Here is a 26,881-nt window from a genome sequence, read left to right on the forward strand (position 1 = left end):
TATTGCTTACAGACGGGTATATTTGTCAGGAGTAATCGATCGTCGGGGGACTATCTCCGGCAGTGACACTGAACCGGCCATAAAACTATTTATCGCCGATGGTGGCATCGGCTTGCTGATGGCATAACCCTGCAGACGGTCACATCCAAGACCACGCAGCCAGGTAACCTGTTCGGTGGTTTCAACGCCTTCCGCCGCAACCTCCATGCCCAGATCGTGTGCGAGCACTATCACAGATCGAACAATGGCTTGGCTTTTGGCATTTGTTTCCAGGTCGGACACAAAATACTTGTCGATTTTCAGCGTATCGAAGGGAAAGTTCTTCAAGTAACTCAACGACGAGTACTGTGTTCCGAAATCGTCCAACGCAATTCGGATGCCGAGCACACTCAGAGTATTGAGTGTGTCGAGATTGTTGACGGTGCGTTCCAGCAGCACACCCTCGGTAATCTCCAGTTCAAGACGGTCGGAAGCAAGGCCCACGGTATCGAGTATCTGTGAAATCCGGTCGGTCAACCCGCTGACCAGAAACTCGGCTGGCGAAAGGTTCACGGCAACGATGTAGTCGGCAGGCCAGTTCAAGGCTTCGCGGCAAGCATTCTCCAGAACCCATTGTCCTATTTCACTCATCAGGCCATCTGTTTCTGCCATCGGAATGAAGACGGCAGGCGGAATCTCGCCTAACAGCGGGTGTTGCCACCGCAGCAAAGCTTCAAAGCCGAATATCCTGTTGCCTTCGGCAATCGGCTGGTACTCAATGGAAAACTGGTCTTTTTCCAAGGCTATGCGTAGGCTTCTCCGCAGCAGTTCGCGCTGTTCGATGATTTGCAGCATCGCGACATCAAAGGCGCTGGCGCGGCCGCGACCTTCCTTTTTGGCCGCATAAAGCGCGATATCGGAGGCCTTCATCAGTGTCTCGGGATCGCTGCCATCACCCGGCGCAATCGAAATGCCAACGCTGAGGCCTACGAATACCGAAATTCCATCGATTGTGAAGGATCGCTTGAAGGCGTGAACCAGGGCATCCCCCAATTCACTGGTACGTTGGCGCTGGTCCTGACCGGAGGTGATGACGGCAAACTCATCCCCTGCCAAACGGTAGGCGGACTCCTTGCCGACAAGACATTCCTTGATCCTGTCAGCAGCCAGTTGCAGCAGCTTGTCGCCAGCGGGATGCCCAAGCGTGTCGTTGACAGGTTTAAAGTCATCAAGGTCAAGCTGCATCAGTGAAACACTGTTGCCATCAGACGAAATGGCGGTGAGTGCCGCCGATAAATCTCGCGCGAACTGGCGCCGGTTCGGCAGTCCGGTCAGCGGGTCATGGGTTGCCTGATAGAGCAGGGCCATGCGTTCAGTTTCATCTGCCGTTCGATGGGTCTGGACGACGCCGTAAAAATCACCGATCGCGTGGATTGCAAGTTCGCGAAATGCGCCAGCACCGAGGTCACGGCTGAGACGCAGTGGTTGATCCGGTGTCGCACCAAAGTGGCTCAAGACGCTCGTCCTGTCCAACTCTGGATAGATCTCCCAAAGGGATAAATCGCTTTCACGCGAAACGGAGATTTGCACAGTTGCCGTGACATCAACGAGTTTGAACTGACGATCGAAGATCGTCAACTTGTCAGCACAATCACTGGTGCCGCCGGAAGACCGTTGCCAACTCGATTGCGCTTTGCTCATCTCTGAGAGATTCTCACTCATCACAGGCTGCTAGAAGCTCTTTTCTTGGCTCAATATTAAGGCATATTAGCGTCGACTACTTAAAAGTCGATCAATAAAGTTGGTCGCATCAGAGATTTGCTTTTCCAAGCCATTCGGCCAAAGTGTCTGCATATCCATATGATAGTGCTTGCGATTTGAAATTAGAACGCCGCAATTCTTGGTCTCGTCAATCGACGTGTCAGGCGCAGGACGACAAAGGTTGTTTGCACAATCAAATCTCACCGGCTCCTGCAAGTTGCTTTTGCAGTTGCAACAAAGCGCGCCACACTCTAACGCCTTGTACCACAACATCGGGCGGATAGCGTCACGATCGTAAAAGCATTGAGATAATGACCGCAGCTCCCGACAGCAGAACTCTTCTTGGAATTGCCCTTGCATCTGGCGGCTACGCCTGTTTTGCCTTACAGGACGCGCTGGTTAAATGGCTGGTGGATACCTATGAAGTGCCGCAAATCCTGTTCATGCGAAGTCTGGTCATCGTATTGATCACCGGCACGCTTGCAGCGCAATTTCGCCACCCGTCGATATTCAAGAGTAAATATCGTGGGACGCTGGTGCTTCGCGCGGCTTTGATGTTGTTTGCCTGGTTGCTTTTTTATAATTCCGCCAAGGTCATGGGGTTGGCGGAGCTGACGACGCTCTATTTTTCCGCGCCAATCATGGTTGTGTTCCTGTCGATCCCGATCTTGAAGGAAAAGGTAGGTATTGGTCGCTGGATTGCCTGTTTTGGCGGGTTTGCCGGCATGGTGATCGCGGCAAATCCGACCCATTCACCCCACGTCATTCCGGCGCTGATGTGTATCCTTGCTGGTTTTTTCTGGGCTTGCAGCACCATTCTCATTCGCCTTGTCAGCAAGACGGAAACGACGCTCACCCAGATGTGGGCGACAAGCCTGCTGTTCGGTCTTGCTTGCGCCGTGACATTCCCGTGGATCTGGAAAACTCCTGACATGCTCGGTTGGTCCTTGATGATCGGTCTGGGTCTTGTCGCGACAATCGGTCAGTACCTGCTTTACGAAGGGTTCCGCCATGCGCCGGCGTCTGCCTTGGCGCCGGTGGAGTATACCGGTCTCATCTGGGCTTTCGTGTACGGCTATCTGATCTGGGCCGAAATCCCCGCGACCAATGTTTTTGTCGGTGCCTTTGTAATCGTTGCCTCAAGCCTTGTTCTTGTCGCATGGGAGCGGCGGTCCATTCGTCTGGCAGAAGGCCGCGCAGCTGTCTAATTGCAGAGCCCGTATCTCGCGGTCAGCATACCCGTGGTGTCCGGATATGAATAAGGCGGGAATGATCTCCATTCCCGCCTTTGCTTGTTCAACGTTTTAAACCTTCAGATCAGAACTCTTCCCAGCTGTCGGTCGCTGCCGCCGTTGCCGCACCAGAACGACCACTGAAGGCCTGGGCAATCTTGCCAACCATACCACGTGCAGGCGAGGGGGCAGGGGTTGAACGCGGCGAGGCAGCCATCACGCCTGCCGTCTTGCGAAGGGCTGCGGTCTGGTTGCTCGTGCCGCCAACGCCACCATGTCCAAGCTGGAACTGGCTGATCAATTCGCGAAGACGACCGGCTTCGGTGGCAAGCGTAGCACCGGCGGCATTGGCTTCTTCCACCATTGCTGCGTTCTGCTGCGTTACCTGGTCCATTTGGTTGACGGCTGTGTTGACTTCCGCCAGTCCAACAGACTGTTCGCGCGACGATGTCGCAATCGAATCCATATGCTGATTGATGGTGACGATGTAGGATTCAATGGTGCGAAGGGCTTCTCCGGTCTCACTGACCAGTTTGACACCGCTGCCAACTTCGACAGACGACTTGCTGATCAGTTCCTTGATTTCCTTGGCAGCCTGCGCTGAGCGCTGGGCCAGTTCCCGCACTTCCTGTGCAACGACCGCAAAGCCCTTGCCAGCCTCGCCTGCTCGAGCGGCTTCAACGCCGGCATTCAGGGCGAGAAGGTTGGTCTGGAAGGCAATTTCATCGATCACACCGATGATACTGGAAATCTGGCCGGAGGACTCCTCGATCCGTCCCATCGCCTGTACGGCGTTGGCAACAACGGCCCCGGAAAGGCGTGCGCTCTCGTTTGCCTGGATCGCGACCGTACGAGCCTCTTCGGCGCGTTTGGAAGAGTTGGTGACATTGACCGTGATTTGGTCGAGCGCCGCTGCGGTCTCTTCCAGTGATGCCGCCTGCTGTTCAGTCCGCTTCGACAGGTCGTCGGCACTCTGGCTGATTTCGCGCGAGCCGCTATCGATAGAGCTGGTCGAGTGCGCAACAGATTGAAGCGTGTTGCGCAGCTGTTCGGCCGTTGCGTTGAAGTCTGCACGAAGGTTTTCGAAGTCTGCCGCAAACGGACGATCAAGCTGATAGGTCAGGTCGCCGGATGACAGATGTTTAAGACCGGCAGCAAGGCCGTTGGTGGCTTCAGCCATGGCCTCGGCGCGTTGACGCTCTTCCTCGCCATTTTTGCGGCGCTGCTCTTCGGTCAGATTGCGCTGCTCATCGGCCTGACGTTCAAGTTCCTGTGTCTTGAGGGCATTGTCCTTGAAGACCTGAACAGCGCGCGCCATGGCACCGGTCTCGTCAGAGCGGCCTTCGCCTTCGATGGTAACCGAGAGATCGCCAGCCGCAAGACGTGACATCGTCCCAGTCAGGCGACCGATTGCATCACCAAGTGATTTTGCAAACATAAAGAACGCCGCAAGCGCAAGCAGCGACGTCAAAATGGTCACTCCGATCATGGTCCACAATGCGGTGCGGGCCTGCGCCAGCATATCCGTTGCATCGGTGCCAATTTCAAAGACGCCGATCTTTTCCCCAGAGAAGGAATTGAATGGTACTGCCTTGACCAGTATGTCGCGACCGTCGAGCACCAACGGTTCGAAGATGGCTTTACCATCAAAAGCAGCCTGCACCGTTTCCATAGGCAGAAGTGTCTTACCGTCTTCGGTCGATGACTGGTTGACCAGCTTGCCTTCGGACATGACGTTGACGGCGATCTCTGCGCCCAGTCTTTGGGCAAGCGGTGTGAAATAGGCGTTGGAAAGTTCGGTTCCGATATCGACGACACCGACAACCTTGCCGTCCACTAGAACGGGTGCAACGGCATAAATGCCAATGCCGGTACGACCGGGCTCGATACCGGCGGAAACCTTGCCGGTCGAGATTGTCGAGGCGACCGTCTTGCGGCGGTTCAGATAGTTGTCACCGAATTTTTCAGGCGCGTGGGCACGCGCAATGACGTTACCCTTGGCGTCGGCAACGGTAAAGTTCTGCAACCCGCCGACCTGTGCGATTTCTTTGATGTTCTTGGAAAATTTGTCCAGAAGTTGCTGGCGGTCATTTGCCTGAACCAGGCCTGCAATATCAGGTTCACCCGCAAAGGCCAAAGCCATCGCCGAAGCAGAGCGTTGAATGGCTGCCATATCGGTCTGGATAACCTGAAGATCACTTGCTGCCTTGCTATCAAGCGCTTTGTCATTCATATCCGCCTGACGATACCAGGCCAGTCCACCGATGGCAGCACTGGCAAAAAGCACAGCGGCAAAGCCGTAGCCTGTGATCTTGATCCAAAGTGGTTTTGTTACGGCTTTCGCATTCATTTCGGTCCCCCTCCGCGAAATATCTCTTCTCGGGACTATGTGCCTAAAGCTTCAATTTTTAATAAAAATCGTGATGATTTATTACTATTTATTTTTGATGCCGCTTGGCATTTCGGGGAGGTGTGGGAGTGTTTTGCTTCCTCAGCTAAGTTTCGATTTCAGCCGCGTCTGCCTGCACTTTCGCTGTTACTTTCCTTTTGGCCGAAATTCGACCAGCAGCGACTTGAGCTCTACTTCACGAACACGGCGCGCGGCTTCGTCGGGAGAAAACCATGCGACCTCGCGCTGCCCTCGTTCCTTGAAGTCGGCGACGGCATCGGTGGCCTCGACTTGAAAAACCTCAACCACGCAGGGTGCGACATCGCCGTCATCCAGCCATTTGAGGTATGTGTATCGACCAACCGGTTTCTTTCTGGCACGGCCACGAATGCCCGCTTCTTCCCAGGCCTCGATTTCTGCAGCCTGATAGGGCTTTTTCTTTTTCATCGGCCAGCCCTTGGGAATGACCCATCGCCCCGTGCCTCTCGTTGTGACCAGCAGGATCTGAATGTCATCTTGCTCGGCTAACCGCCGAAAACACAACGCGCCATATTGCGTTCGAAACCCGCCAGTGAACAGCTTGTCCGGCATCGATGCTAATTGTTGCAGCAAACTGCTTGATTTGGGAGGCGACCTCTTACGGTCCGGTTTTGGGGCTTTCATCCAAAGATAAATCGCTGATTTTTAGCCAAGCTTCAATCGTCCAGTTGCATTTATGACAGTTTTATGACAGCGCAACAGCGATCAGCCTGAAGGCAAGGAATAGAAGTCATGATGAGTATCTTCCGGAAAATGATGCCGCGCGAAGACAAGTTCTTCGATATGTTCAATGAACATGCGCGAACGGTCGTGGAGGCTGCAGAAGCCTTGCGGAATCTTCTGAATGGCATAGACCTTGAAGCCAATTGCGAACGTATCGTTGAGCTTGAAGATCGCGCCGACAATATCACCCGTGACGTTCTCCTTGCGGTTCGTCGCAGCTTCATCACACCCTTTGACCGTGGTGACATTAAGGATCTCATCCAGTCGATGGATGACGCGATCGACATGATGCACAAAACGGTAAAGACCATCCGCCTGTTTGAGCAGAGAAGCTTCGATCCGCTGATGCGCCAGATGGGTGAAGAGATCGTGCGAGCTGCACATCTTGTCGCAGCGGCCATTCCACTTCTCGACAAGGTTGGCGCCAATGCCCAGCGCCTCAGCGCAATTGCCGAGGACGTTACCCGTGTCGAAGGTCGTTCGGATGACCTGCACGATCAGGGTCTGAAAGACCTGTTCCTGCGCCACGGCGCGACTGGCAACGCGATGGCCTACATGATTGGCAGCGAAATCTATGGCGAACTGGAAAAGGTTGTCGACAGGTTCGAAGATGTCGCCAATGAAGTCAGCGGCATTGTGATTGAGAACGTCTGATGGACGCGACACTCGCTTTTCCGCTTTTGGCGGCCCTGATCGGCATCGCGCTGTTTTTCGACTTTCTCAACGGGCTGCATGACGCGGCCAATTCAATCGCAACGATCGTCTCGACGCGCGTTTTGCGCCCGCAATATGCGGTAGCCTGGGCTGCATTTTTCAACTTCATTGCCTTTCTGTTCTTTGGCCTGCATGTGGCTGAAACACTTGGAACCGGTATCATCGACCCCGGTATCGTGTCGCCTGCGGTGATCTTCGCCGCATTGATCGGGGCGATCGTCTGGAACATCATTACCTGGATTTTCGGCATTCCATCCAGCTCGTCGCACGCTCTGGTCGGTGGCTTGATCGGTGCTGGCATTGCCAAGGTCGGCGTTTCCTCAATCGTCTGGAGCGGCTTCCTGAAAACCGCTGGCGCGATTTTTATGTCGCCGGCAATCGGCTTCTTTCTGGCCCTGGTTCTGGTGCTGGCGGTGTCCTGGATCTTCGTGCGCCAGACGCCGTTTGCGGTTGATCGTACCTTCCGTATCATGCAGTTCATTTCGGCATCGCTTTATTCACTCGGTCACGGCGGTAACGATGCTCAAAAGACCATGGGTATCATCGCGGTCCTTTTGTTCAGCCAAGGCTATCTCGGCTCTGAGTTTTACGTTCCTTTTTGGGTCGTGATTACCTGCCAGTCGGCGATGGCGCTCGGCACATTGTTTGGTGGCTGGCGCATCGTTCACACGATGGGATCGAAGATCACTCGTCTTAACCCAATGCAGGGTTTCTGCGCCGAAACCGGAGGCGCATTGACGCTGTTTGCCGCGACGTGGCTCGGCATTCCAGTTTCGACCACCCACACGATCACTGGCGCTATCATCGGTGTTGGTGCAGCCCGTCGTATGTCGGCGGTGCGCTGGGGATTGGCGGGCAATATCGTCATTGCCTGGATTGTTACTATGCCAGCAGCGGCGCTGATTTCCTACGCGACCTTCAAGCTGGTTTCGCTGTTTGGATAAAATAATGGCTCCGGCTTGATTGTTAGCCGGAGTTTCCTCTTGTCAGCGGCTCATCTGACGTGATGGTTCAGATGATCTCCGTGATGACCTTGGAGCGGCGATATTCTCGCCAGACCGTGAACAGGCCGGCTCCCACCACAATCAATGCGCCAAACACCATGTTCAATGTGATGGTTTCACCGAAGAACAGGGTTGCAACTGCGACGCTGAGCACCAGCTGGAAATAAGTCAGGGGCTGCACCTCGACCGCTGTCAGCAGTGAATATGCCTTGATCAGAAAATAGTGGCTTATCGCACCGCAGATGCAGAGAGCTGCCATCGGCAGCCAGTCGCTTGGGGCAATGGGTGTCCAGTAGAAGGGACCAATGATGGAGGCCGCGATTGCGCCCACAATGCCCGCATAAAAAACGCTCGTGGTGGCGCTGTCGTGATGCCCGACGGCACGGGTTGCGACGTTGTAGAGTGCGTACATCAGGCTGGCGCCGAGCGGAATGAGCAGTCGAACGTCAAAATCGACATTCACAGGGTTGAGGATAACGAGAACTCCGATCAGACCGACAAGAACGGCCAAACCTCTTTTCCAGCCAACCTGCTCACCAAGCAGCGGAATGGACAGAACCGTGACGATGAGGGGAGTGGACTGCATGATTGCCTGGCTCATGGCGAGGCCTGCAGTCGTAAAGGCAATAACAACAACAACCACTTCGCTAACCAGCAGCAAACCACGGATGATCTGCAGAAACGGCCGTTTGGTGGTGAGCGATGCCCGCAGGCCACCAGGTGCAGCGGCCGCCAGAATTGTCACAAAAACGGCGAATGCCCAGAACCGGATCATGGTCACCATAATTGGCGGGTATTTTTCTCCAAGCAGCTTCGAAAAAGCATCCTGACCGGCGAATATCGTGACGGCGAGCAATACGTAGACGTAGCCCGATGCTTTACTGTTCATTTCTGCTGCCTTGAGCCTGTTCTCGTGGTGGAAAGCATATCTTCTATACCCGAAAACAAGACATTGCTTGAAAATTATGATGGCAGACGTTGGTACCCTGCAAGAAGAGGAGTTTTGGTTTTGCCTGATACTATACCGTTGGTACGCAGGCTGATTTTGTGCAGATTTCAGGCGTCAATTCAGACACAGAAACGCCCGGACAACCAAAGGCTGATCCGGGCGCTTAAAGTGGTTATTGTGGGGTGGTTTGCAGCCGTTGTTTTAAAAGCCAGTCCCATAGTTCGGGATCGTTCAAGGCAGCCAGCTCAACGCCTGAGTGATCGACACCTTCAAACACCGTCAGTTTGGCGTCCCGTTTCAAAATCTTGAGACGTTCATACAGGATGACGGAATCCGACAAAGGGATCACGTCGTCATTGGCGCCATGAAAGACCCAGAATGTCGCTTTTTCGTTGGTTCTGTTGAGGTAGTGGCGATTGCCGCCGCCCGCTATCGGCGCAAACGCAGCAAAGGTTTCAGGATATTGCTCAGCCAAGGCCCAGGCTCCAAAGCCGCCACGGCTATACCCTACAACATAGATACGGGATGGATCGACACGGTGTTTTGCAATAACTTCATCAAGCGCTGATTTTACTTTCTCGATAGGGTAAAGCAGCTCCTCACTCGGGTTTTGAGGTGAAAAAACCAGAAATGGAAACTGCTTGCCATCTGCGATCAGCTTCGGAAGCCCGCTCGATTTGACTTTTTCAATATCGCCGCCGCCTTGGTCGCCGCCGTGAAGCCAGACAACGAGAGGATATGTTTCGCTTGAGGTTGCATAACCCTCCGGCGTGTAAATCAGATAATTGAGGTCATTCTTGATAGTTGCCGTTGATGTCATGGCAACCTGATCGGCCAGTGCTGCTCCGAACGTGCTTGCTGTCAGTGCTGCGCACAAAACAGCAGACAAAAATCCCTTTTTCATCCGTGTATCTCCTCTTTAACGGTTTCGGGGTTCGTCATGGTCATGCCCCACGTCTGACAAAGCAAGTTTCATGGCCAATGAAGGGTGATGACAGTTTGAGGCACCAACGTCTCAAAGCGTAGCGAAGTTGCAGATAAGGGCGCGAAACACATATTATCGTTGTTGCCCACTCTTCACTATTTTGCGTCCAAGGCGCCAATTTGGGAACCTGATAAGGCTTCAGCCGTTTTCTTTTACACATCGCGCGGCACGCTCTCGACATGGACTTCCCCGGCGTTTTGACCGGATAGCAATTGTCAGGCGTGCCGCAACTATTCCCGACATTATTGATAATTTGGCTGGGACTTAAGCGAATACATTTGCCATCGGCTGTCTTGAATTATCGAACCTGACTCCTACATCGCTTTCCGTTGTGGAGGTCACATTTGTAATGCCATCGTTTTTTGAAACCACCTTTGGACCTATTGAGCTAAAAATTATTGATACTGCTTTACATGAGTGGCGCAGCCATCACGCGCTGAAAAAAGATGATCCGGATGTCAGCATTGCAGCTGAGATTTGCATTAATCTTTTCCGCGAAGGCCACAGAACTGTGCCAGATCTGCAGGATGCCATGGCCCGCCATAAGGCTCTCAATGATATGACAGCCCGCCACTAAAGCATCTATTTCAGGCGGTTTTCTCCGTCCTGAGTAAAACGTCGTGTCGCAAGTCAGAACATCGAAATTGTCTTATCGGGACATGTGTAAGTGTTAGGTTTGCGGCACCAAAACGCCGACGGCAAACTCCCCGGTCGGCGCGCCCAGTCTCAGATGCGTTTTTCTAAATTCGCTTGGGCTCATTCCACGTTCGGCCCGCAAAAGCCTGGTCAGGTGGGGGGCATCGCAAAAACCACTCGCCAGCGCAATTTGCGTGACGGTTTCTTCTGTGGTGCGAAGCAACGAGAGCGCTCTCTCAAGGCGAATTTCCAGATAAATCTTTGATGGCGTAGCGCCCAGATCACTCAAAAACCGCCGTTCCAGACTACGCCGTCCAACGCCCAGATCCTCGGCGATCTCCGCGACTGTCTTTGGGGTCTCGATATTTTGCTGCATGCGAAGGATGGACTTTTTGACAAGCGGATCATTGGCCCGCCTTGAGCTTTGTTGCCCAGGTTGAGGTTTTTCACCGCTCAGTGCGTTGTCGATCATCATGATGTTGAGGCTTTTGATCGCCGCCGACTGACCGATATGCCGCTCGACCAAAAAGGCTGCCAGATGCGCAGCACTGTGACCGCCGGAACAAGTCAGGCGGTTGCGATCCACCACAAAGATCTGATCTGCAACCAGTTGTTCGGTATCGAAGCGGTCCAGAAAATCCTGATGGTGAAACCAGCTTACACAGCAGCGATAACCATCCAGTAGACCTGCCTCATGCAAGATAAAGACACCAGTACACAAACCAACAACAGGGAGGCCGGTTGTTGCTCGCGACTGGAGAAAACGCAGCGTTTCCGGATCCAACGCACTTTGGTCACCAATCAACCCGCCCACGACGACGATATAATCATAGTCTTTCGCCTGGGTGAGACGGGTATCGGGCTGCACCTTTACGCCGCAACTTGACCGCACGCTGTCCATGCTCGCCGACAGCACCGACCATTCGCACAATATAGGCCGGGAACGGTCTGCCTCATCGGCCGCCAAACGCAACACATCCACGAAATTTGCAAATGCTGACAGCGTAAATCGGTCGGCAAGCAGGAAGGCGACGCTGAGACATTTCTTGGGGCGGTGTAGGGTCATGGCGCAAATATTCATTCAAAGGGACGCAATTGTCCAGCTTGGTCCAAATAAATCTCCGTAGATTTTCCATCACGAGATGTTCCAACCAGCAGGCCCGCTCATGACGCGCTTTAATGCCTTTAACCTGTTGCGCAACGCCCTTACCGGCCACAAGAACTGGGACGAGCAATGGCCCGACAGTGCGCCAAAGGCCGAATATGACGTGATCATCGTCGGCGCTGGCGGTCATGGTCTGGGGGCCGCCTACTATCTGGCAAGTCAGCACGGCATTACCAATGTCGCTGTCATCGACAAGGGTTGGCTTGGCGGTGGAAATACCGGCCGCAACACCACGATCATCCGTTCAAATTACCTCTATGATGAAAGTGCGCGGCTTTACGACCACGCCGTCGACCTGTGGGAAAATCTCAGTCAGGAACTGAACTACAACGTCATGTATTCGCGGCGCGGTGTTCTGATGCTGGCCCATACGGTGCATGATGTGCAGAGCTTCAAGCGTCATATTCATTCCAACCGTCTCAACGGCGTCGATAATCGTTGGCTGAGCGCTGAGGAATGCAAGGAATATTGCCCTCCGCTGAGCATTTCGCCCAATGCTCGTTATCCTGTCGTGGGCGGCGCGTTACAGGAGCGTGCAGGTACGGCACGTCATGATGCGGTCGCCTGGGGTTATGCCCGTGGTGCAGCAGCACGTGGTGTCGACCTCATCCAGAACTGCCCGGTTACGGCCATTCGCCGTAATGCCGACGGTTCCGTTGCCGGTGTGGAGACAGCTAAAGGTTTCATCAAGGCCAAGAAGGTCGCAGTTTCTGCCGCAGGCCATACATCGGTTGTCATGGAAACCGCAGGCGTTCGCCTACCGCTGGAAAGTTATCCGTTGCAGGCACTGGTCTCTGAGCCGATCAAGCCGATTTTCCCTTGCGTCGTGATGTCGAATGCCGTTCACGCCTATATCAGCCAGTCCGATAAGGGTGAACTGGTGATCGGTTCGGGTACCGACCAGTATACATCCTACTCGCAGCGGGGCGGTTTGCCGCTGATCGAACACACGATTGCAGCGATTACGGAAATCTTCCCGATTTTCAATCGCATGCGGATGTTGCGCAAATGGGGCGGCATTGTCGATGTGACACCGGACCGCTCGGCCATTCTTGGCAAAACACCGGTTGACGGTCTCTACGTCAATTGCGGCTGGGGCACCGGCGGGTTCAAGGCAACCCCGGGTGCTGCCCATACCTTTGCTTGGACCATTGCGAAAAACGAACTGCATCCGATCAACGCACCTTTCACGCTGGAGCGTTTCCGCTCGGGTCGCCTGATCGACGAGGCCGCTGCCGCGGCTGTGGCTCACTGAGGAGCTTAAGATATGTTGCTGATCAATTGCCCCTATTGCCAGGAAACACTGCCGGAAGCTGAATTCACCTATGCCGGTCAGGCCCATGTCATTCGCCCAGCTAATCCCTCGTCACAGACGGACGAGCAGTGGGAAGAGTTTCTGTTCATCCGTGAAAACACCAAAGGCCCGCATTTTGAAAGATGGCGGCATCTGCATGGCTGTGGCCGCTTCTTCAATGCTGTGCGCGACACGGTCAGCGACCGCTTCCTGACCACCTACCGTGCAGGTGAGCCACGCCCTGATCTTGCTTCTTTGCCGGGTGTTCCTGTCGGCTCGCCAGTCCGCTCCGAGGTGTCGAAATGAACTCATACCGCGTTTCCGGTCGTGGCCGGGTCGATACAAGCAACCCTGTAAGCTTTACCTTTGACGGCAAGACCTATCGCGGCGCCAAGGGTGACACGGTTGCGTCAGCACTGCTTGCCAATGGCGTGCACCTGATGGGCCGCTCCTTCAAATATCACCGGCCACGTGGTCCGGTCGCTGCCGGATCGGAAGAGCCGAACGCGCTGATCGGTACACGACGGGGTGCAGGACGGTTCGAGCCAAATACCCGCGCCACCGTGCAGGAAATCTGGAACGGTCTGGAGACCACATCCCAAAACAAATATCCAAGCCTGAAGTTTGACGTCGGCGCCATCAACGACATGGCCTATATGCTGTTTTCGGCCGGCTTCTACTACAAGACCTTCATGTGGCCGAAGAGCTTCTGGAACAAGTTCTATGAACCTTTCATCCGGGCCGCGGCCGGACTTGGTGTTTCCCCGGCTGAAGAAGACCCCGACCATTATGCCTCGCGCAACCTTCACTGCGATGTGCTGATCGTCGGTGCTGGTCCAGCCGGTCTGGCTGCTGCACGCGCTGCCGCCGTTGATGGTCTGAAAGTCGTTGTCGTTGATGAAAATGCCGAGGCTGGCGGTACCTTGCTGTCTGAGCCGCAGGCACAAATCAATGGCCAACCTGCATGGAACTGGTTAGCCAATGAGCTGAAGGCATTGAAGGATTTGGGCGTCAGGGTCATGACCCGGACAACAGCCATTGCCTATTATCACCAGAACATGATCGGTCTATGCGAAAAGCTAACCGACCACCTTCAAACCCTGCCGCAGGATGTGCCGCGTGAACGCCTGTGGCGGGTACGGGCGCGCCAGGTGGTGCTGGCGCAGGGTGCGCTGGAAAAGCCATTGGTGTTTCATGGCAATGATCGTCCGGGGGTAATGCTGGCTGGTTCTGCCCAGACCTATCTCAACCGTTACGGCGTTAAGGTCGGCAACAGGCCAGTGGTGGTCACCAGCCATGACAGTGCGTGGTATGCCGCTTTTGATCTTCATGGTGCTGGTGCTCGCGTTCAGGCAATCATCGATACACGGCCTGATGTACGGCCAGAACTGGTGAATGAAGCCCGGGCACTCGGCATCCCGGTTCGATTGTCGCATACGGTGACGGCGACGTCGGGACGGCTGCGTGTCAGTTCGGTTCGCGCGAACCCGGTCAATGGTTCTATTGTGGGCGCCGGCCAGTCTATCGCGTGCGATGCGGTGCTGATGTCGGGTGGATGGACCCCTTCCTTGCATCTCTTTTCCCACACTCAAGGCAAGATAGCCTGGGATGATGAACGCACGACTTTCCTGCCAGCTGTAACCAATGAAGATTGCTTGATTGCCGGTGCAGGGCGGGGGCTTTGGGGCATTGAAGCTGCGCTGAAGGACGGTGCGGAACGAGGCCGTGAAGTTGCAGAAGCGCTTGGCAAGATAAGTGGTACCTCCGGCTATCTGGTGGATCATGACCGGGTAGGCACAGGCGTCTCGCATACAGAACTGCCAAGCGACCGTCATCCCGGCAAGGCAAAAGCCTTTGTCGACTACCAGAACGACGTGACTGCCAAGGACTTGCGACTGGCGGTTCGTGAAGGCATGCGCTCGATCGAACATGTCAAACGTTACACCACCAATGGCATGGCGACCGATCAGGGCAAGATGTCCAACATCAACGGCCTGAATATTGCGGCCGAAGCGCTGGGCAAACGCCAGCCGGAAGTCGGTCTGACCACATTCCGTCCGCCTTACACGCCGACGACCTTTGGCGCCTTTGCAGGGTATCACCGTGGCGGACATTTTGAGGTAACACGCAAGACACAGATTGATGGCTGGGCCGAAGAGCACGGCGCCGCCTATGAGCCTGTCGGCCAATGGCGCCGCGCCTGGTATTTCCCAAAACCCGGCGAAGACATGGATGCAGCGGTTGGCCGCGAATGCCGTGCGGTGCGCGACAGCGTCGGTATCTTCGATGCCTCGACACTTGGTAAGATCGAAGTCGTCGGCCCCGATGCCGTCGAGTTCATGAACCGCATGTACACCAATCCGTGGACCAAACTGGCACCAGGTCGTTGCCGTTACGGTCTGCTGCTCGGCGATGATGGATTTATCCGCGACGACGGTGTTATCGGCCGCATGACGGAGGATCGTTTCCACGTGACCACCACCACCGGCGGTGCGGCGCGGGTTCTGAACATGATGGAGGATTACCTCCAGACCGAATGGCCTGACCTTAATGTCTGGCTGACCTCCACTACCGAACAGTGGTCGACCATCGCCCTGAACGGTCCGAATGCGGCGAAGCTGCTTGCACCGCTGGTCGAGGGTGTCGAGCTGACGGAAGAGGCTTTCCCGCACATGTCCTGTGTGGAGTGCACGGTGGCCGGAATGCCGGCACGGCTGTTCCGGGTCAGCTTTACTGGTGAGATCGGTTTTGAGGTCAATGTTCCGGCGCCGCTTGGTCGCAAGCTGTGGGACATCCTCTGGGAGGCCGGCCAGCAATATGGGATCACCGCCTATGGCACGGAAACCATGCACGTGCTGCGCGCCGAGAAGGGTTACATCATTGTTGGTCAGGACACCGACGGCACGGTCACGCCTTATGACGCGGCGATGGGCTGGGCAGTTGGCAAGAACAAACCTGACTTCGTTGGCAAACGTGGCCTTGCACGCCCTGACCTCACTGCCAAGGGGCGCAAACACCTTGTCGGCCTTCTGACCGAAGACCGCTCGAAGTTGGAAGAGGGTGCCCAGATCGTCTTTGATCCAAACCAGCCGATCCCGATGAAAATGGTGGGTCACGTGACCTCCGCTTACCACTCGGACGCGGTTGGCCAGCCAATTGCACTGGCTCTGGTGGAGGGTGGTCATGAGAGGGCCGGTGAGACGGTCTACATCCCGATGCCGGACCGCGCCATTGCCGCAAAAATTACCGGCATGGTGTTTGTCGATCCCGAAAACTCCCGCCTGAAGATCTGATCTGGAGATGACCATGAATATGCGCGTTTCTTTTCCCACCTCAGGTACGCTGGCCGAAAGCAAGGCTGCGCGGGTCAGCCTTTCCTCGGCCAATGGGCGCTTGTCGCTGCGGGCGCGTGGTGACCTGTCACCGCTGAACAATACTCTTGGTCTTGTTTTGCCAAACAGGATCGGTGCGCGTGTTTCCTCAGGCGCAGTCGAGGTGGTTCACCTCGGTCCGGATGAGTGGACGATCCATTGCCCGGTGGATGACGTTGCGGGTCTGGTTGCTGCCTGTGCAAACATCTATGCGGCTCATCCGCATAGTCTTGTCGATATCTCCGGCCGCGAAGTGACAGTGGTGATCGAGGGGCCACAGGCCGCCGAACTGCTGACGCTTGGCTGCGCCCGCGACATCGATACCATTCCTGTTGGTGAGGCGCGTCGTACAAATTTCGACGGTGTAACCGTGGTGCTGCGGCGTGATGCGGCAGATCGGTTCCGCATGGATATCTGGAACAGTTTTGCGCCGCATCTTGGCCATCTGCTCGAAACCGGCTGCAAGGAACTTGCTGCAGAAATCGTCTAAAATATCGTGCAGCAGCGAAATAGAACACTGTGAAAGCGGATTTTACCCTGGTGATAGGGTTGAGCAGGAGAGCAGGGTAGAATGGCATACATCATGAAAGTCTCGTGCCCCGCACGAAGCGGTATCGTTGCCGCCGTGTCCGGTTATCTGGCCGACTGCGGATGCAACATCAACGACAGTTCACAATTCACCGATCAGGAAAATGACCGCTTTTTCATGCGGTTAAGTTTTGTTTCGGAGAAGGGCGCGGACCGGGACGCCCTGGCTGAGGGCTTTGCATCCATCGCAAAAGATTTTGACATGGGATACGAGTTCCACGACCAGTCCCGCAAAGCCAAGGTGGTGATCATGGTGTCGCGCTTTGGCCATTGCCTGAATGATCTTCTGTACCGTTCTCGTATAGGGGCGCTGCCGGTGGAGATCGTTGCGGTGATTTCCAATCATCTCGACTATCAAAAGCAGGTGGTAAATGATGACATTCCTTTTTACCACATCCGCGTCACGCCGGAGACCAAGCCCGAGGCCGAAGCGGCGATCCTGCAGGTTGTCCATGATACCAATGCGGAACTTGTTGTGCTGGCTCGCTACATGCAGGTTCTGTCGGACCAACTGTGTCAGGAAATGTCTGGCCGGATCATCAATATTCACCACTCTTTCCTGCCATCCTTCAAAGGGGCCAACCCTTACAAACAGGCCTATGAGCGAGGTGTGCGGCTGATTGGTGCGACGGCGCATTACGTCACCGCAGATCTCGATGAAGGGCCGATCATTGAGCAGGACACCACGCGCGTAACCCATGCACAAAGTGCGATGGACTATGTCAGTCTTGGCCGTGACGTGGAGAGCCAAGTGCTGGCCCGCGCCATACATGCCCATATTCATCACCGGGTCTTCCTGAATGGAAACAAGACCGTGGTATTTCCAGCATCGCCGGGCGAATATGTTTCTGAACGTATGGGATAGTGCTAGCAAGGCATCTCACTACTTGCCGCTCAAAAATTAGCGTAAAAATCCGTCGCGGTCGAAATCTTCCCATCCTGACAGATTGGTCTCATCGGATTTGGGTTTTGCTTTTGTTTTGTCCTTGCTGGCCTTTTTCAACGAGCGTGTGAGTTTGGCCTGATAGGCTGCTCGCCGTCTGTTTTCCAGCTTGGCGGCGGCATCTTCTTCACGCCATTCATCGACCGTTCCACGGTCCAGCAGATCTTCGACAACCTTCGGCTCGAAGACATGGAAGGTGATCTTTTTCGCACGTCCTCGCAGTTTCACCGTGCGCGTTCCGGCACTGGGCAATCGGCCATCATTCAGCCACCTATGGCGTTCCGTTGTCGAGATGGTCAGGATGTCTTCGATTTCCCGGGGTATTACCGGCAGGCTGGCAATATTGGCGAGCACTTCGGAAACCGTTGCTGATGCGGCACGAAAAGTTGTTCTCGACGTTTCCGGTAGTGCCAGCGTGAGTATGCCGACCTCAAGGTCGATCGACTTGCGAATGGACATCGGAAGCCGTGCCTGAACTTCCTGCAGAATGCCTTTGGCGCGTACAGCCGATCCGAGCGTTGCCGAGGTTGGCAACTCCCACGTTTTGACCAGCTCAGGGCCATCATTTTCTGTCGGCTTTTTCTTCGGCATGTCAGTTAAAGATGGAGGTCGGACCTTGCAAAGTCAACGCCTACAGGTCGTTGGCGCCCCGGCAGTCTCGCGGTACGACTGCCGGGGCACGTATTGTAAGTGACGGACCGAAGTCACGCCTCGAGAGAGGTTATTTCCAGCTCTGTGAGGTGTTTTTTAATTCTCACCTTGTTGATGTTGCGGCCATCAAGCGCGACCACTTCGAAGACTAGACCTTTAAATACGACCGTTTCACCCTGACGCGGAAGATGGCCAAGACGCCACAGGATGAGGCCTGCCAACGTGGAGTAACGGTCGGCATCATCCACCAGATCGGCATCAACGATCTTTGACACGTGACGAATGTCGGTACGGCCATCGACCAGCAGGGCATCATCTGCCTCGCGCTCGAGAGTGAACGGCTCGTCATCATCCAGGAACTCGCCGGCAATGGCTTCCAGCAAGTCGGTTGGTGTGACCATGCCTTCCATCGAACCATATTCATCAAGGACAATAGCGACCTGAAGAGGCGACTGGCGAAGCTGCTCCAGAAGGCGCAGGGCGCTGACGCTTTCATGCACGACAAGAGGCTGGCGCAGGGAACGATCGAAATCGATCTTACCGGTTTCCAGGAGGTCGCGGAGCAAGTCCTTCGCGAACGCGACGCCGACGAAGTCATCCAGGCTGCCACGACCGATCGGGAAACGGGAATGGCCCGTCTCGATGATCTGCTTTCTCAGTTCGTCTTCGCTGTCGTCAATATCAAGCCACTCGACATCACGGCGTGGGGTCATGATGGATTTTGCCGGACGGTCGGCGAGCGCCAGCACACTTTCGATCATGTCATGCTCGACCGGGGTGAAGAGTTCGTTCTCCGTTGCCCGGTCGGCAATCACGTCGCCTGCTTCGCCAAGCGACGTCTCGCTCTTGCGGCTGCCAAGTAGCGACAGAACCGCATTGGCCGTACGCTCTCTCAGGTCACCCGTGCTCATGAACCGTTCGCGATTGCGTCGACCGACTTGGTTGAACGCTTCGATCAGGATAGAGAAACCGATAGCGGCATAGAGGTAACCCTTCGGAATATGGAAGCCGAGACCTTCAACGACCAGCGAGAAACCGATCATCATCAGGAAGCCAAGGCAAAGGATGACGACGGTTGGATGTTTGGACACAAATGCCATTAGTGGCTTGGATGCCATCATCATGACGGCCATTGCCACGATAACACCGATCATCATGACCGACAGTTCTTTCACCATGCCAACGGCGGTGATGACGCTGTCGAGCGAGAAGACTGCATCAAGCACAACGATCTGGACAAGAACCTGCCAGAAAATGGCGTGGTGGATCTTGCCTTCCTTGTGTTCGGTATGTCCTTCTAGCCGTTCGTGCAGTTCCATCGTTCCCTTGAACAACAGGAAGACGCCACCAACAATAAGGATCAGGTCACGACCGGATATCTCCATGCCTGCAACGGTAAACAATGGGGCGGTTAGGGTAACGATCCACGCGATCGAAGCGAGCAGGATGAGGCGCATGACCAGCGCCAGACTAAGGCCAATCAGGCGGGCCTTTTCGCGTTGGTGTTCCGGGAGCTTGTCCGCCAGAATGGCAATGAAGACAAGATTGTCGATACCGAGAACAATTTCGAGAACGATAAGGGTGGCAAGACCCGCCCAAGCGGCCGGGTCGGACATCCATTCGAAAATCATATATTGTAGAGACCGCCCGTCAGGGTGAGGCCAATCCTTCTGTTGTTGAAATTAGGAAACGCGTAAAGCCGCCCCGTTGCCGGCGCGGTTGATGTAAAAGCTTTGATTTCATGAAAAAGCGACGCCGCGTCGAAGCGGGTCGCGGTCATTCGGTATCCGTCAGTACTGTCGCCGTCTTCGGCTTCGTCTGGCATTTTCGGTTTCCTCTGGGGCAGAGAGGTATAACAAGCCCACGCTCCAAAGCTAGAGCCAATTTGCAATTTTTGGCGTTCCCGCCGGGTAGGCATAAAACTTGTGGCTGCGTTCTGGCCGGTGAGAGGGATGACAAGGCACCGATCTACGCCGGGGGAAAAGATGCTGATTGGCACCAAGGCCCGTTTTGATCAGAGCAAGGGAATTGATGTTGAAAACCGCTGGTTCGAGGACCGGATAGCCCGATCCTCGATGTTTTTCAGCCGATTGTGTTGGTTTAACCGCAACGTCCATCGAAATTCGTGCTGTCGATCGCCGTGCCGTTAAGCAGCAGCACGGAACCCGGATCCTGCGAAATCGAGCCGCTCAGGCCGCCCATCCACGACGCGTCGGATTTGCAATCGCGTGGCGTATTGATAACGCGAATGTTACCTGTGAGGTTTTCACTTGGCCCCATGAAATAAAGCCCTGCCAGCGTCGTGTCATCGATGACGACATTGTCGAAACTGATGTCTTTGATGGGGCCGCCCAGGAAACCCCATTCATCGCCATACAGGAACATGCCATAAGCACCGGCATTCTTGATGGTCACATTGCTGAGGCTGATGTCGGTCACTGGATTGAAGAATATCCCGGCATTGTTGGTGTCTTCGATCGACAGTCCGTTCACACGCACATTGGTTGTCTTTGCTTCATCAGGCAACGTACTGGCGGAAATCAACATCAGACCGTTGACGCCTCCCTTCAGTGTCATGTCCGTTATCGTCACATTAGAAGTCCCCTGCAGAACAACCAGGTCCATGTCGCGGCCTTGCTGCGAGTTATCGATCGTAACCTCATTCATGCTGACGGTGTCTGCAGCAACGAGAAGAATACCTTCACGACGGGAGCGGGAAATCGTCACATTGTCGAGGCTGATGTTGCTGGCCAGATCCGTGACCACGGGTGGCCATCCACTGTCATCGATCGCACTGCCTGCAAAGATACCGTATGTTACGCTGTCGATTGTCGTGTCCTTGACCGTGAGGTTTCGGGTGCCGTGCGCGCTGATAGCTGCATAAGGCGCGACATTCGGATTTCCGACGGCAAATTCACACGCAGTATTGTTTTCGCAAATGAACAGATCGTGGATACGGCTATTCTGGATGACTGCTCCATCCACCTGCGTCAATCGAATGCCGTCATGTGCAGTGTTGGTTACATCAATGCCGTCAATGAACAGGTTGGATGTACCGGTACTACCGATACCCGCCAACCCGCCAGAGATCGAAAGCGAGGATACAACACTGTTCGACGCCATGGTGATGACGTCTTGAGACGGGTCATAACCCGTCAACACGCCGGTAGCATTCCGGTTGACATAACTTCCCCTGGCGCCACTTGAGGCACCGCGCAGTGCCAGATTGCCACCGCCGCCAAGCAGCGTCTGTCCGCTTGCTAGCAATAAGGATTGGTCGAGCCCGATGCTGCCATCGACCAGGATCACGGCGCCAGTGCCCGCCGATGCGATACGCGCATTTATGGCCGATGTGTTGCCGCTTGCCGATGAAATAGAGACAACCTGTCCAGCCATCTGGCCATTCAGGTCGATAATAGCATCTTCGAGATCGCCTGTTGCCCCAACATGTGTGCGAATTGCAGAATTACGCTCGACGCGTTGCGTCCACGGATCAAAGGGCTCAGCGTTTTCTGTCTCCGTAACACCGAACGGTATTCTGAGACGTGCCATCAGGGCGCCGTCAAATCGGTCCTCATTATCATAGGTTCCTGTCAGCGCGATATGCGCAGTCGATCCTGCGGGTAACACCGGAAGATTTGCAAAGGCCAGCTCTGCTCGCAATTTTGCGCCGAACATGTTGTCCATGTTCTTGCCGCCATACCAGTAGCTACCGGCAAACAGCTTGAGTTCCGCGTTGCCAGTGGACGATATTCCGGGAACCTTGATGCCGATTTCGGTATCGATGCCTGGTCTTGCCCTTTCCATGCCTTCGCGGAATTTCAAGGTTCCACCATCAATCACCCCGGCGCCTGCGCCATCGACGGACTTGCCCGCACCAATCGGCAGGTAGATGTTGGCCCTTGTTTCATAAATCTGGCCGATTGCCTCAACACCGAAGGACATCTGGTGGAAACTGTTGTCCAGTCCGCTGTTGAGATAATCGTAATAACCATAAAGGCCACCGACCCAGCTGCCAGCCGAAAATCGATAGCCGCCGCCGAATGAGCCTTTTTGCACATCACCTTCCTGGATGGCGGCTCCGATATCGAAAAACAGTGTAGTGCTGTTATCCAGCATGAACGGCAACATCAGCCCAACGTTTGCCGTGGCCTCCTGACTTTGCCAGTGTCCTTCAAATTCAGTGAAAGCCTTCAGTTGCTGGGCATTTGCAGGCACAGCAAAGACTGCCGCTGCCACCACTGGCGCGGTTAAAACTCTCAAAAATGTCATAAAATCCCCCATGCAAAAAGCCGATAACGGCTTCAGGAGATGGCTCTATAATACATGATAATTTGAGTCAAGAAAAGTAATTCGCGACACATGTACTGTTCACATATGCGGCTATTGAACAGAGCTTATTGCAAGACAGCATCGACAAACATGCCCGATCCGCCCTATACCCAAGGGACTGTTCACAAACCAAAGCATATGCCGCATGTCATTCTTAGAGCGCACTCATTCTTCTTGTCCAAAACGAGGTTCATTCGCAAACCTGGGGACGACGCTAAAGCGTCTCACGGGAAAAATGCTGACAAGCGTGTTGCTCAGCGCTTCTTTCCTGGCGAGTTCAGCTGCAAATGCGACGCCTGTGCTTGTTGTTGATGTTGCAAGTCGTGGCGTGCTTTATCAGGAAGATGCAGGCGTGCCGTGGTATCCTGCTTCCACAACCAAGTTGATGACGGCCCTGCTGACTTTCGAGGCTCTTCGTGCAAATACAGTGACCCTGACGACGCCAGTCGTGATGACGCGCAATGCAACGAAGCAGGCGTTTCTGGAATCGGGGCTGACCTTTGGGCGTACCATGACGCTTGAAGATGCCCTTTACGCGACAATCACAGCGTCCGCCAATGATGTGGCCGTTGCCCTTGCGGAAACCGTGGCTGCCAGTGAGCAAGCATTCGTTGCGCGCATGAATGAAAGGGCGGCTTCGCTTGGTATGACCGGCACGCATTTTGCCAGCCCAAACGGTCTCTTCAGCCGACAGAATTATTCCACGGCCCGTGATCTTGCGATCCTTGGAATGGAAATAGACAGGCTGTTTCCGCAGTATCGCCATTTCTTTGAAGCAACGGCGGTCACCATCGATGGTAAGGAAATTAAGTCCAATAATTTGTTGCTGACCCGCTTCAGCGGCACGGTTGGCATGAAGACCGGTTTCCTGTGTGCCTCTGGCAGAAACTACGTCGGGCTTACCGAGCGTAACGGCAAACAGGTGATGGTGGTTGTTCTCGGTGCAACCACTGAACGCGAACGCAATGAGCGTTCAGCGCAGTATCTGACGCAGGCATTTGACGGACGTCTTACTGCAAATGCAGGCCGTGTGGATGATATCCGTAACAGGCATGATGTCGCGCCTGAGGATATGCGTGTTCGCCTTTGCACAAACCAGAGCGTTGCTTATGAGAACAGCCGTGAGGCTTTGTACCCGATGGGACTGCCGGGCCATGCCAGCTATCTAGAGAGTGAAATGCCAGGTCGTCCGCACGCTATCCGGACGTGGGCGAGCGAAAATGTGCTGAATGTACCAGTGCCGACACCGCGTCCGGCGAATCTTTAATGATGACATGAAGCTCGGTCTGCCGCCGTGGCAGACCGATTGAAGCAGCTTAAGCCTACTACGATAACTATTGGCTCTACCCTGCATTGCTGCGGTGCACGAATTTCAATTAACTTACCATTAACCATGCTCATTTAGCTTTGGCTTATAAAGCCGGGTTGTATCGGCGTATCACAGGCCATTTCTTTGTTCTGCGTACTGGCAAGTTGCTCATTCTTCTCGTTTGAAGGTGGAACGTTGTATGCAGTCTCACTGGCTTCCCGCGCTTTTTTGCACTATTGCCGTTTGTGTTTTGGCGACCGGTTGCGCAAACGGTGCCCGTATCCAGAAACAACAGGTCAACACGGCAAGTACGGGAGATGCTGGTGCTCAGGCGCGCACATCGCAGGGTGATGATCTGCCAGGCGTCACTGGGCCGATAACCGGCTCAATCAAGCCGGCCAATTTTGAAAAGGCCGAACACAAGGGGCCTTTGTCGCTTGAAACGGCGGTACGAAAAGCCGTTGATTGGCACCCCGCAGTCACGGAGACGGTGGGCCGCCTGCGCCAACAAACAGAGTCCGTTAACGAAGCGCGTTCAGGCTATCTGCCTAATGTCAGCTGGGGTGTGGATTCGGCCTACAATACCAATCGATCGGATCGTTACAGCCCGGACCTTAACCTCAATGTCTCGCAAATGCTGTATGACTTTGGCAAGGTCGACAACAAGGTGAAGATTGCCACGGCCGGTATTTCTGGCCGCAAGTCGCAGGTTTTGATGGCAGTTGATGACCTCGCGCGAGAGACGTCATATGCGGTGATTGAAATTCAGCGCAATCGTGCTCTGCGCGTTGTGGCGCGTGACCAGATCAAGGATACCAAAGCAATTCTGGAATTGGTCAGTTCCCGGACAGACAAGGGTGCAAGCACCCGTTCCGACCTGCTTCAGGCGGAGGCACGTGTCCAGGCTGCTGAAGCCACATTACTGGAGATCGAGGGGGAACTGGCCCGCTGGCAAGCGGTGCTTTCGAATCTGAGCGGTATTGCCGGACGGATTGATGTTTCTGACGCGATGCCAGTCTGGCTGGCGAAAGCCTGTGGCTCGACAAATCTGGACTGGTCGCAGGTACCGGCAGTCATGCAGGCAGATGCGGACCGCAAGGCTGCCGCAGCGCAGGTTGATCTTGCCAGGGCCGAAGGGCTTCCAACCCTGTCGCTTGATGCAGGCATCGGTGTCGATCCCACGGATATTGGTTCTCACAAACCGGACTATAGCGTTGGCTTGCGGGTAACCGGCAGCCTCTACAATGGCGGCGCAACAAGTGCCCGGCGTAACATGGCAACGCAGGCGCTTGGTGCATCGCAGGCGGCAGAAGCACGCGCGCGGGTCGATATCTTGCGGAACCTCACGGAGGCCAGCAGCCAGATATCGAGCAAGGAAAGCCTGTATCGCTCTCTTTCCGTCCGCCAAACCACCATGCGGCAGACCCGCGATCTCTACCAGACGCAATATATTGAACTAGGCACCAGAAGCCTGCTGGATTTGCTCAATGCTGATCAGGAGTTGCATGCGGCGAGGTTTGACATCAGCAATATTAAATATGATCTGCATCGGTTGAATATTGACTGTACGTTCAGTGCGGGACAAATACGCAAGGCTTTTGGGCTTGAAGGTCAAACCGTTCAAGGCGTGCCATTGTAGGTGGTTGCCAACACAACCATCTTGAGGCCGATAAATAATTGATTTTTGTCATTTTATTGAAAATATTCCAGTCTTTTCATGTTGTGTGAGTAGGTTCCTGAACCTTTGCCGGTTCTTCTAATTGAGATTTTACCGCCCGCTGGCGTGGCACAAATCGGAACGGTACTGTCTACAAGCGGTACGAATGATCGCTAGAGAACAAAAATAAAGCAGATTTTTTACTGGAGACCACCTCCGTAACGGCACAGGTGGTTCTGAGCGCCGCACATTAATTCCCTGCTTTTTGTTCTGGGAAATTACCGTTTGTTTTCGAAGAATTAACTAAAGTAGACTTTACTAATACTATTGCTGGTTGTTTTTCTTGCAACGCCCAGCTTCTATGCAATTATGAGAATGGGAGAGGCCCTTCAGAGGTAAATTTCCTTAAGGCCAAAAATCAGAGCTGATGGTTCAGCTCTACACCTCGCGGCGGTTCGCCGTTCGCAAAAATCCGGTTTCTTGAAAGTTGCTTGGTGTTCCGAGTGGCAGTGAATTTCTGTCACCGCTTGTTGCCGCGTTGCAGGAGAACAATTTCATGGTTGCGATAGTCACAGATAAGTCAGAGGGAAGTTCTCGATCGGTGTCACTCTATGACCTGAATGTAGATAGACCCAGTATCGTACAGATTAATGCGTCGCCCAATGACGTTGCCAATTTCGTTCGTGATGGCGACGATCTGCTGATGCGCATGCGATCAGGTGAGACGATCCGGATAGGCAACTTCTATCATGAGGTTGACGGCGAACACAGCCAGCTGGTGCTGGAAGACGAAAACGGAAATCTCTGGCTTGGCGAACATGGCGATGGCTTGGCGGATTTCCAGTTCTCGCAAATTGAAGGTGTAGACCAGCTGGTCGGTGCCACAACAGGCGATGGTTCTATTCTTGGTCTGGCGGCACTCGGCCTGCTGGCCGGCGGAGCGGCTCTCGCTCTTGGTGGCGGATCCTCTGGAGACGACAGTGACGCTGATGCCGATGCTGACGCCGATGCCGATGCTGACGCCGATGCCGACGCTGACGCCGATGCCGATGCTGACGCCGATGCCGACGCTGACGCCGATGCCGATGCTGACGCCGATGCCGACGCTGACGCCGATGCCGATGCTGACGCCGATGCCGACGCTGACGCCGATGCCGATG

22 protein-coding genes are annotated in these 26,881 nt (G+C 54.6%); 12 read left to right on the forward strand and 10 right to left on the reverse strand.

The features are described 5' to 3' along the window. Positions 1–6: 6 nt before the first annotated feature. Complete coding sequence (locus HGO37_RS21300; protein WP_502941443.1) at positions 7–1,701, reverse strand: putative bifunctional diguanylate cyclase/phosphodiesterase; 1,695 nt, start codon at positions 1,699–1,701, stop codon at positions 7–9. A 350-nt stretch (positions 1,702–2,051) separates the two neighbouring features. On the opposite strand from HGO37_RS21300, the gene HGO37_RS21305 reads away from it, so the two are divergent. After that, positions 2,052–2,948, forward strand: coding sequence for a DMT family transporter (locus tag HGO37_RS21305; RefSeq protein ID WP_250985098.1), 897 nt, complete (start codon positions 2,052–2,054; stop codon positions 2,946–2,948). A 109-nt stretch (positions 2,949–3,057) separates the two neighbouring features. Here the strand turns inward: HGO37_RS21305 and HGO37_RS21310 are convergent, their stop codons facing one another. Both HGO37_RS21310 and HGO37_RS21315 read right to left on the reverse strand, forming a co-directional pair. After that, positions 3,058–5,322, reverse strand: a complete 2,265-nt coding sequence (locus HGO37_RS21310; protein ID WP_250985099.1) for a methyl-accepting chemotaxis protein — start codon at positions 5,320–5,322, stop codon at positions 3,058–3,060. Positions 5,323–5,508: 186 nt separating this feature from the next. Next, positions 5,509–6,024: an NUDIX hydrolase gene (locus HGO37_RS21315; protein WP_192488928.1), complete on the reverse strand. Its 516-nt coding sequence runs from the start codon at positions 6,022–6,024 to the stop codon at positions 5,509–5,511. Between the two features lie 108 nt (positions 6,025–6,132). Between HGO37_RS21315 and HGO37_RS21320 the strand changes: the two genes are divergently transcribed. Both HGO37_RS21320 and HGO37_RS21325 read left to right on the forward strand, forming a co-directional pair. After that, positions 6,133–6,777 (forward strand): DUF47 domain-containing protein, encoded by a 645-nt coding sequence (locus tag HGO37_RS21320; protein WP_192488927.1) that lies wholly within the window; start codon positions 6,133–6,135, stop codon positions 6,775–6,777. Further along, the gene (locus tag HGO37_RS21325) at positions 6,777–7,781 is read left to right on the forward strand and encodes an inorganic phosphate transporter (protein WP_192488926.1); all 1,005 of its coding nucleotides are present in this window, start codon (positions 6,777–6,779) and stop codon (positions 7,779–7,781) included. The genes HGO37_RS21320 and HGO37_RS21325 overlap by 1 nt, the downstream gene beginning before the upstream one ends. 67 nt (positions 7,782–7,848) lie before the next feature. Here the strand turns inward: HGO37_RS21325 and HGO37_RS21330 are convergent, their stop codons facing one another. Both HGO37_RS21330 and HGO37_RS21335 read right to left on the reverse strand, forming a co-directional pair. Further along, a complete protein-coding gene (locus HGO37_RS21330; RefSeq protein WP_250985100.1) occupies positions 7,849–8,730 on the reverse strand; it encodes a DMT family transporter in 882 nt (293 codons plus the stop codon). A 232-nt stretch (positions 8,731–8,962) separates the two neighbouring features. Next, the gene (locus HGO37_RS21335; RefSeq protein ID WP_250985101.1) at positions 8,963–9,694 is read right to left on the reverse strand and encodes a carboxylesterase family protein; all 732 of its coding nucleotides are present in this window, start codon (positions 9,692–9,694) and stop codon (positions 8,963–8,965) included. A gap of 430 nt (positions 9,695–10,124) precedes the next feature. Here HGO37_RS21335 and HGO37_RS21340 point away from each other — a divergent pair, with 430 nt between their 5' ends. Then, entirely contained in the window at positions 10,125–10,352 is a 228-nt protein-coding gene (locus tag HGO37_RS21340) for a hypothetical protein (RefSeq protein WP_250985102.1), read from the forward strand. Positions 10,353–10,445: 93 nt separating this feature from the next. Here HGO37_RS21340 and HGO37_RS21345 read toward each other — a convergent pair whose 3' ends face one another. Continuing rightward, on the reverse strand, positions 10,446–11,492 hold the full coding sequence (locus HGO37_RS21345; protein WP_250985103.1) for a GlxA family transcriptional regulator: 1,047 nt from the start codon (positions 11,490–11,492) through the stop codon (positions 10,446–10,448). A gap of 85 nt (positions 11,493–11,577) precedes the next feature. Here HGO37_RS21345 and HGO37_RS21350 point away from each other — a divergent pair, with 85 nt between their 5' ends. The 5 genes from HGO37_RS21350 to purU all read left to right on the forward strand — a co-directional run bounded on the left by HGO37_RS21350 (position 11,578) and on the right by purU (position 17,694). Further along, positions 11,578–12,831 (forward strand): sarcosine oxidase subunit beta family protein, encoded by a 1,254-nt coding sequence (locus HGO37_RS21350; RefSeq protein ID WP_250985104.1) that lies wholly within the window; start codon positions 11,578–11,580, stop codon positions 12,829–12,831. A gap of 12 nt (positions 12,832–12,843) precedes the next feature. Continuing rightward, positions 12,844–13,176, forward strand: a complete 333-nt coding sequence (locus HGO37_RS21355) for a sarcosine oxidase subunit delta (protein ID WP_250985105.1) — start codon at positions 12,844–12,846, stop codon at positions 13,174–13,176. After that, complete coding sequence (locus HGO37_RS21360) at positions 13,173–16,163, forward strand: sarcosine oxidase subunit alpha (RefSeq protein WP_250985106.1); 2,991 nt, start codon at positions 13,173–13,175, stop codon at positions 16,161–16,163. Before HGO37_RS21355 ends, HGO37_RS21360 begins: the two co-directional genes overlap by 4 nt. 13 nt (positions 16,164–16,176) lie before the next feature. Next, the gene (soxG, locus tag HGO37_RS21365; RefSeq protein ID WP_250985107.1) at positions 16,177–16,731 is read left to right on the forward strand and encodes a sarcosine oxidase subunit gamma family protein; all 555 of its coding nucleotides are present in this window, start codon (positions 16,177–16,179) and stop codon (positions 16,729–16,731) included. An 81-nt stretch (positions 16,732–16,812) separates the two neighbouring features. Further along, complete coding sequence (gene purU, locus HGO37_RS21370; RefSeq protein WP_250985108.1) at positions 16,813–17,694, forward strand: formyltetrahydrofolate deformylase; 882 nt, start codon at positions 16,813–16,815, stop codon at positions 17,692–17,694. 36 nt (positions 17,695–17,730) lie between these two features. Here purU and HGO37_RS21375 read toward each other — a convergent pair whose 3' ends face one another. The 4 genes from HGO37_RS21375 to HGO37_RS21390 all read right to left on the reverse strand — a co-directional run bounded on the left by HGO37_RS21375 (position 17,731) and on the right by HGO37_RS21390 (position 22,695). After that, positions 17,731–18,363, reverse strand: coding sequence for a hypothetical protein (locus tag HGO37_RS21375; protein WP_250985109.1), 633 nt, complete (start codon positions 18,361–18,363; stop codon positions 17,731–17,733). Positions 18,364–18,476: 113 nt separating this feature from the next. Next, the gene (locus HGO37_RS21380; protein WP_250985110.1) at positions 18,477–20,054 is read right to left on the reverse strand and encodes a TerC family protein; all 1,578 of its coding nucleotides are present in this window, start codon (positions 20,052–20,054) and stop codon (positions 18,477–18,479) included. Then, entirely contained in the window at positions 20,051–20,248 is a 198-nt protein-coding gene (locus tag HGO37_RS21385) for a hypothetical protein (RefSeq protein ID WP_250985111.1), read from the reverse strand. Before HGO37_RS21385 ends, HGO37_RS21380 begins: the two co-directional genes overlap by 4 nt. A gap of 275 nt (positions 20,249–20,523) precedes the next feature. After that, entirely contained in the window at positions 20,524–22,695 is a 2,172-nt protein-coding gene (locus HGO37_RS21390; RefSeq protein ID WP_250985112.1) for an inverse autotransporter beta domain-containing protein, read from the reverse strand. A gap of 295 nt (positions 22,696–22,990) precedes the next feature. On the opposite strand from HGO37_RS21390, the gene HGO37_RS21395 reads away from it, so the two are divergent. The 3 genes from HGO37_RS21395 to HGO37_RS21405 all read left to right on the forward strand — a co-directional run. Further along, positions 22,991–24,022 carry a D-alanyl-D-alanine carboxypeptidase family protein gene (locus HGO37_RS21395; protein ID WP_250985113.1) on the forward strand — a complete coding sequence of 344 codons (1,032 nt, stop codon included), beginning with the start codon at positions 22,991–22,993 and terminating at the stop codon, positions 24,020–24,022. A gap of 241 nt (positions 24,023–24,263) precedes the next feature. After that, positions 24,264–25,703 carry a TolC family outer membrane protein gene (locus tag HGO37_RS21400; protein WP_250985114.1) on the forward strand — a complete coding sequence of 480 codons (1,440 nt, stop codon included), beginning with the start codon at positions 24,264–24,266 and terminating at the stop codon, positions 25,701–25,703. 574 nt (positions 25,704–26,277) lie between these two features. Then, positions 26,278–26,881: BapA/Bap/LapF family prefix-like domain-containing protein (locus tag HGO37_RS21405; protein WP_250985115.1), on the forward strand; the 604-nt coding region annotated here is incomplete at its 3' end.

It is taken from the genome of Rhizobium sp. CG4, from assembly GCF_023701965.1.
Taxonomy (GTDB): Bacteria; Pseudomonadota; Alphaproteobacteria; order Rhizobiales; family Rhizobiaceae; genus Agrobacterium.

Excerpts from the sequence above, each read along its gene's own strand:
- HGO37_RS21375 (WP_250985109.1), bottom strand. The coding sequence starts at position 18,363 with ATGCCGAAGAAAAAGCCGACAGAAAATGATGGCCCTGAGCTGGTCAAA.
- HGO37_RS21400 (WP_250985114.1), top strand. The coding sequence starts at position 24,264 with ATGCAGTCTCACTGGCTTCCCGCGCTTTTTTGCACTATTGCCGTTTGT.
- HGO37_RS21380 (WP_250985110.1), bottom strand. The coding sequence starts at position 20,054 with ATGATTTTCGAATGGATGTCCGACCCGGCCGCTTGGGCGGGTCTTGCC.
- HGO37_RS21325 (WP_192488926.1), top strand. The coding sequence starts at position 6,777 with ATGGACGCGACACTCGCTTTTCCGCTTTTGGCGGCCCTGATCGGCATC.
- HGO37_RS21390 (WP_250985112.1), bottom strand. The coding sequence starts at position 22,695 with ATGACATTTTTGAGAGTTTTAACCGCGCCAGTGGTGGCAGCGGCAGTC.
- HGO37_RS21320 (WP_192488927.1), top strand. The coding sequence starts at position 6,133 with ATGATGAGTATCTTCCGGAAAATGATGCCGCGCGAAGACAAGTTCTTC.
- soxG (WP_250985107.1), top strand. The coding sequence starts at position 16,177 with ATGAATATGCGCGTTTCTTTTCCCACCTCAGGTACGCTGGCCGAAAGC.
- HGO37_RS21340 (WP_250985102.1), top strand. The coding sequence starts at position 10,125 with ATGCCATCGTTTTTTGAAACCACCTTTGGACCTATTGAGCTAAAAATT.
- purU (WP_250985108.1), top strand. The coding sequence starts at position 16,813 with ATGGCATACATCATGAAAGTCTCGTGCCCCGCACGAAGCGGTATCGTT.
- HGO37_RS21305 (WP_250985098.1), top strand. The coding sequence starts at position 2,052 with ATGACCGCAGCTCCCGACAGCAGAACTCTTCTTGGAATTGCCCTTGCA.
- HGO37_RS21315 (WP_192488928.1), bottom strand. The coding sequence starts at position 6,024 with ATGAAAGCCCCAAAACCGGACCGTAAGAGGTCGCCTCCCAAATCAAGC.
- HGO37_RS21395 (WP_250985113.1), top strand. The coding sequence starts at position 22,991 with ATGCTGACAAGCGTGTTGCTCAGCGCTTCTTTCCTGGCGAGTTCAGCT.
- HGO37_RS21355 (WP_250985105.1), top strand. The coding sequence starts at position 12,844 with ATGTTGCTGATCAATTGCCCCTATTGCCAGGAAACACTGCCGGAAGCT.
- HGO37_RS21385 (WP_250985111.1), bottom strand. The coding sequence starts at position 20,248 with ATGCCAGACGAAGCCGAAGACGGCGACAGTACTGACGGATACCGAATG.
- HGO37_RS21310 (WP_250985099.1), bottom strand. The coding sequence starts at position 5,322 with ATGAATGCGAAAGCCGTAACAAAACCACTTTGGATCAAGATCACAGGC.
- HGO37_RS21345 (WP_250985103.1), bottom strand. The coding sequence starts at position 11,492 with ATGAATATTTGCGCCATGACCCTACACCGCCCCAAGAAATGTCTCAGC.
- HGO37_RS21335 (WP_250985101.1), bottom strand. The coding sequence starts at position 9,694 with ATGAAAAAGGGATTTTTGTCTGCTGTTTTGTGCGCAGCACTGACAGCA.
- HGO37_RS21350 (WP_250985104.1), top strand. The coding sequence starts at position 11,578 with ATGACGCGCTTTAATGCCTTTAACCTGTTGCGCAACGCCCTTACCGGC.
- HGO37_RS21330 (WP_250985100.1), bottom strand. The coding sequence starts at position 8,730 with ATGAACAGTAAAGCATCGGGCTACGTCTACGTATTGCTCGCCGTCACG.
- HGO37_RS21300 (WP_502941443.1), bottom strand. The coding sequence starts at position 1,701 with ATGAGTGAGAATCTCTCAGAGATGAGCAAAGCGCAATCGAGTTGGCAA.
- HGO37_RS21360 (WP_250985106.1), top strand. The coding sequence starts at position 13,173 with ATGAACTCATACCGCGTTTCCGGTCGTGGCCGGGTCGATACAAGCAAC.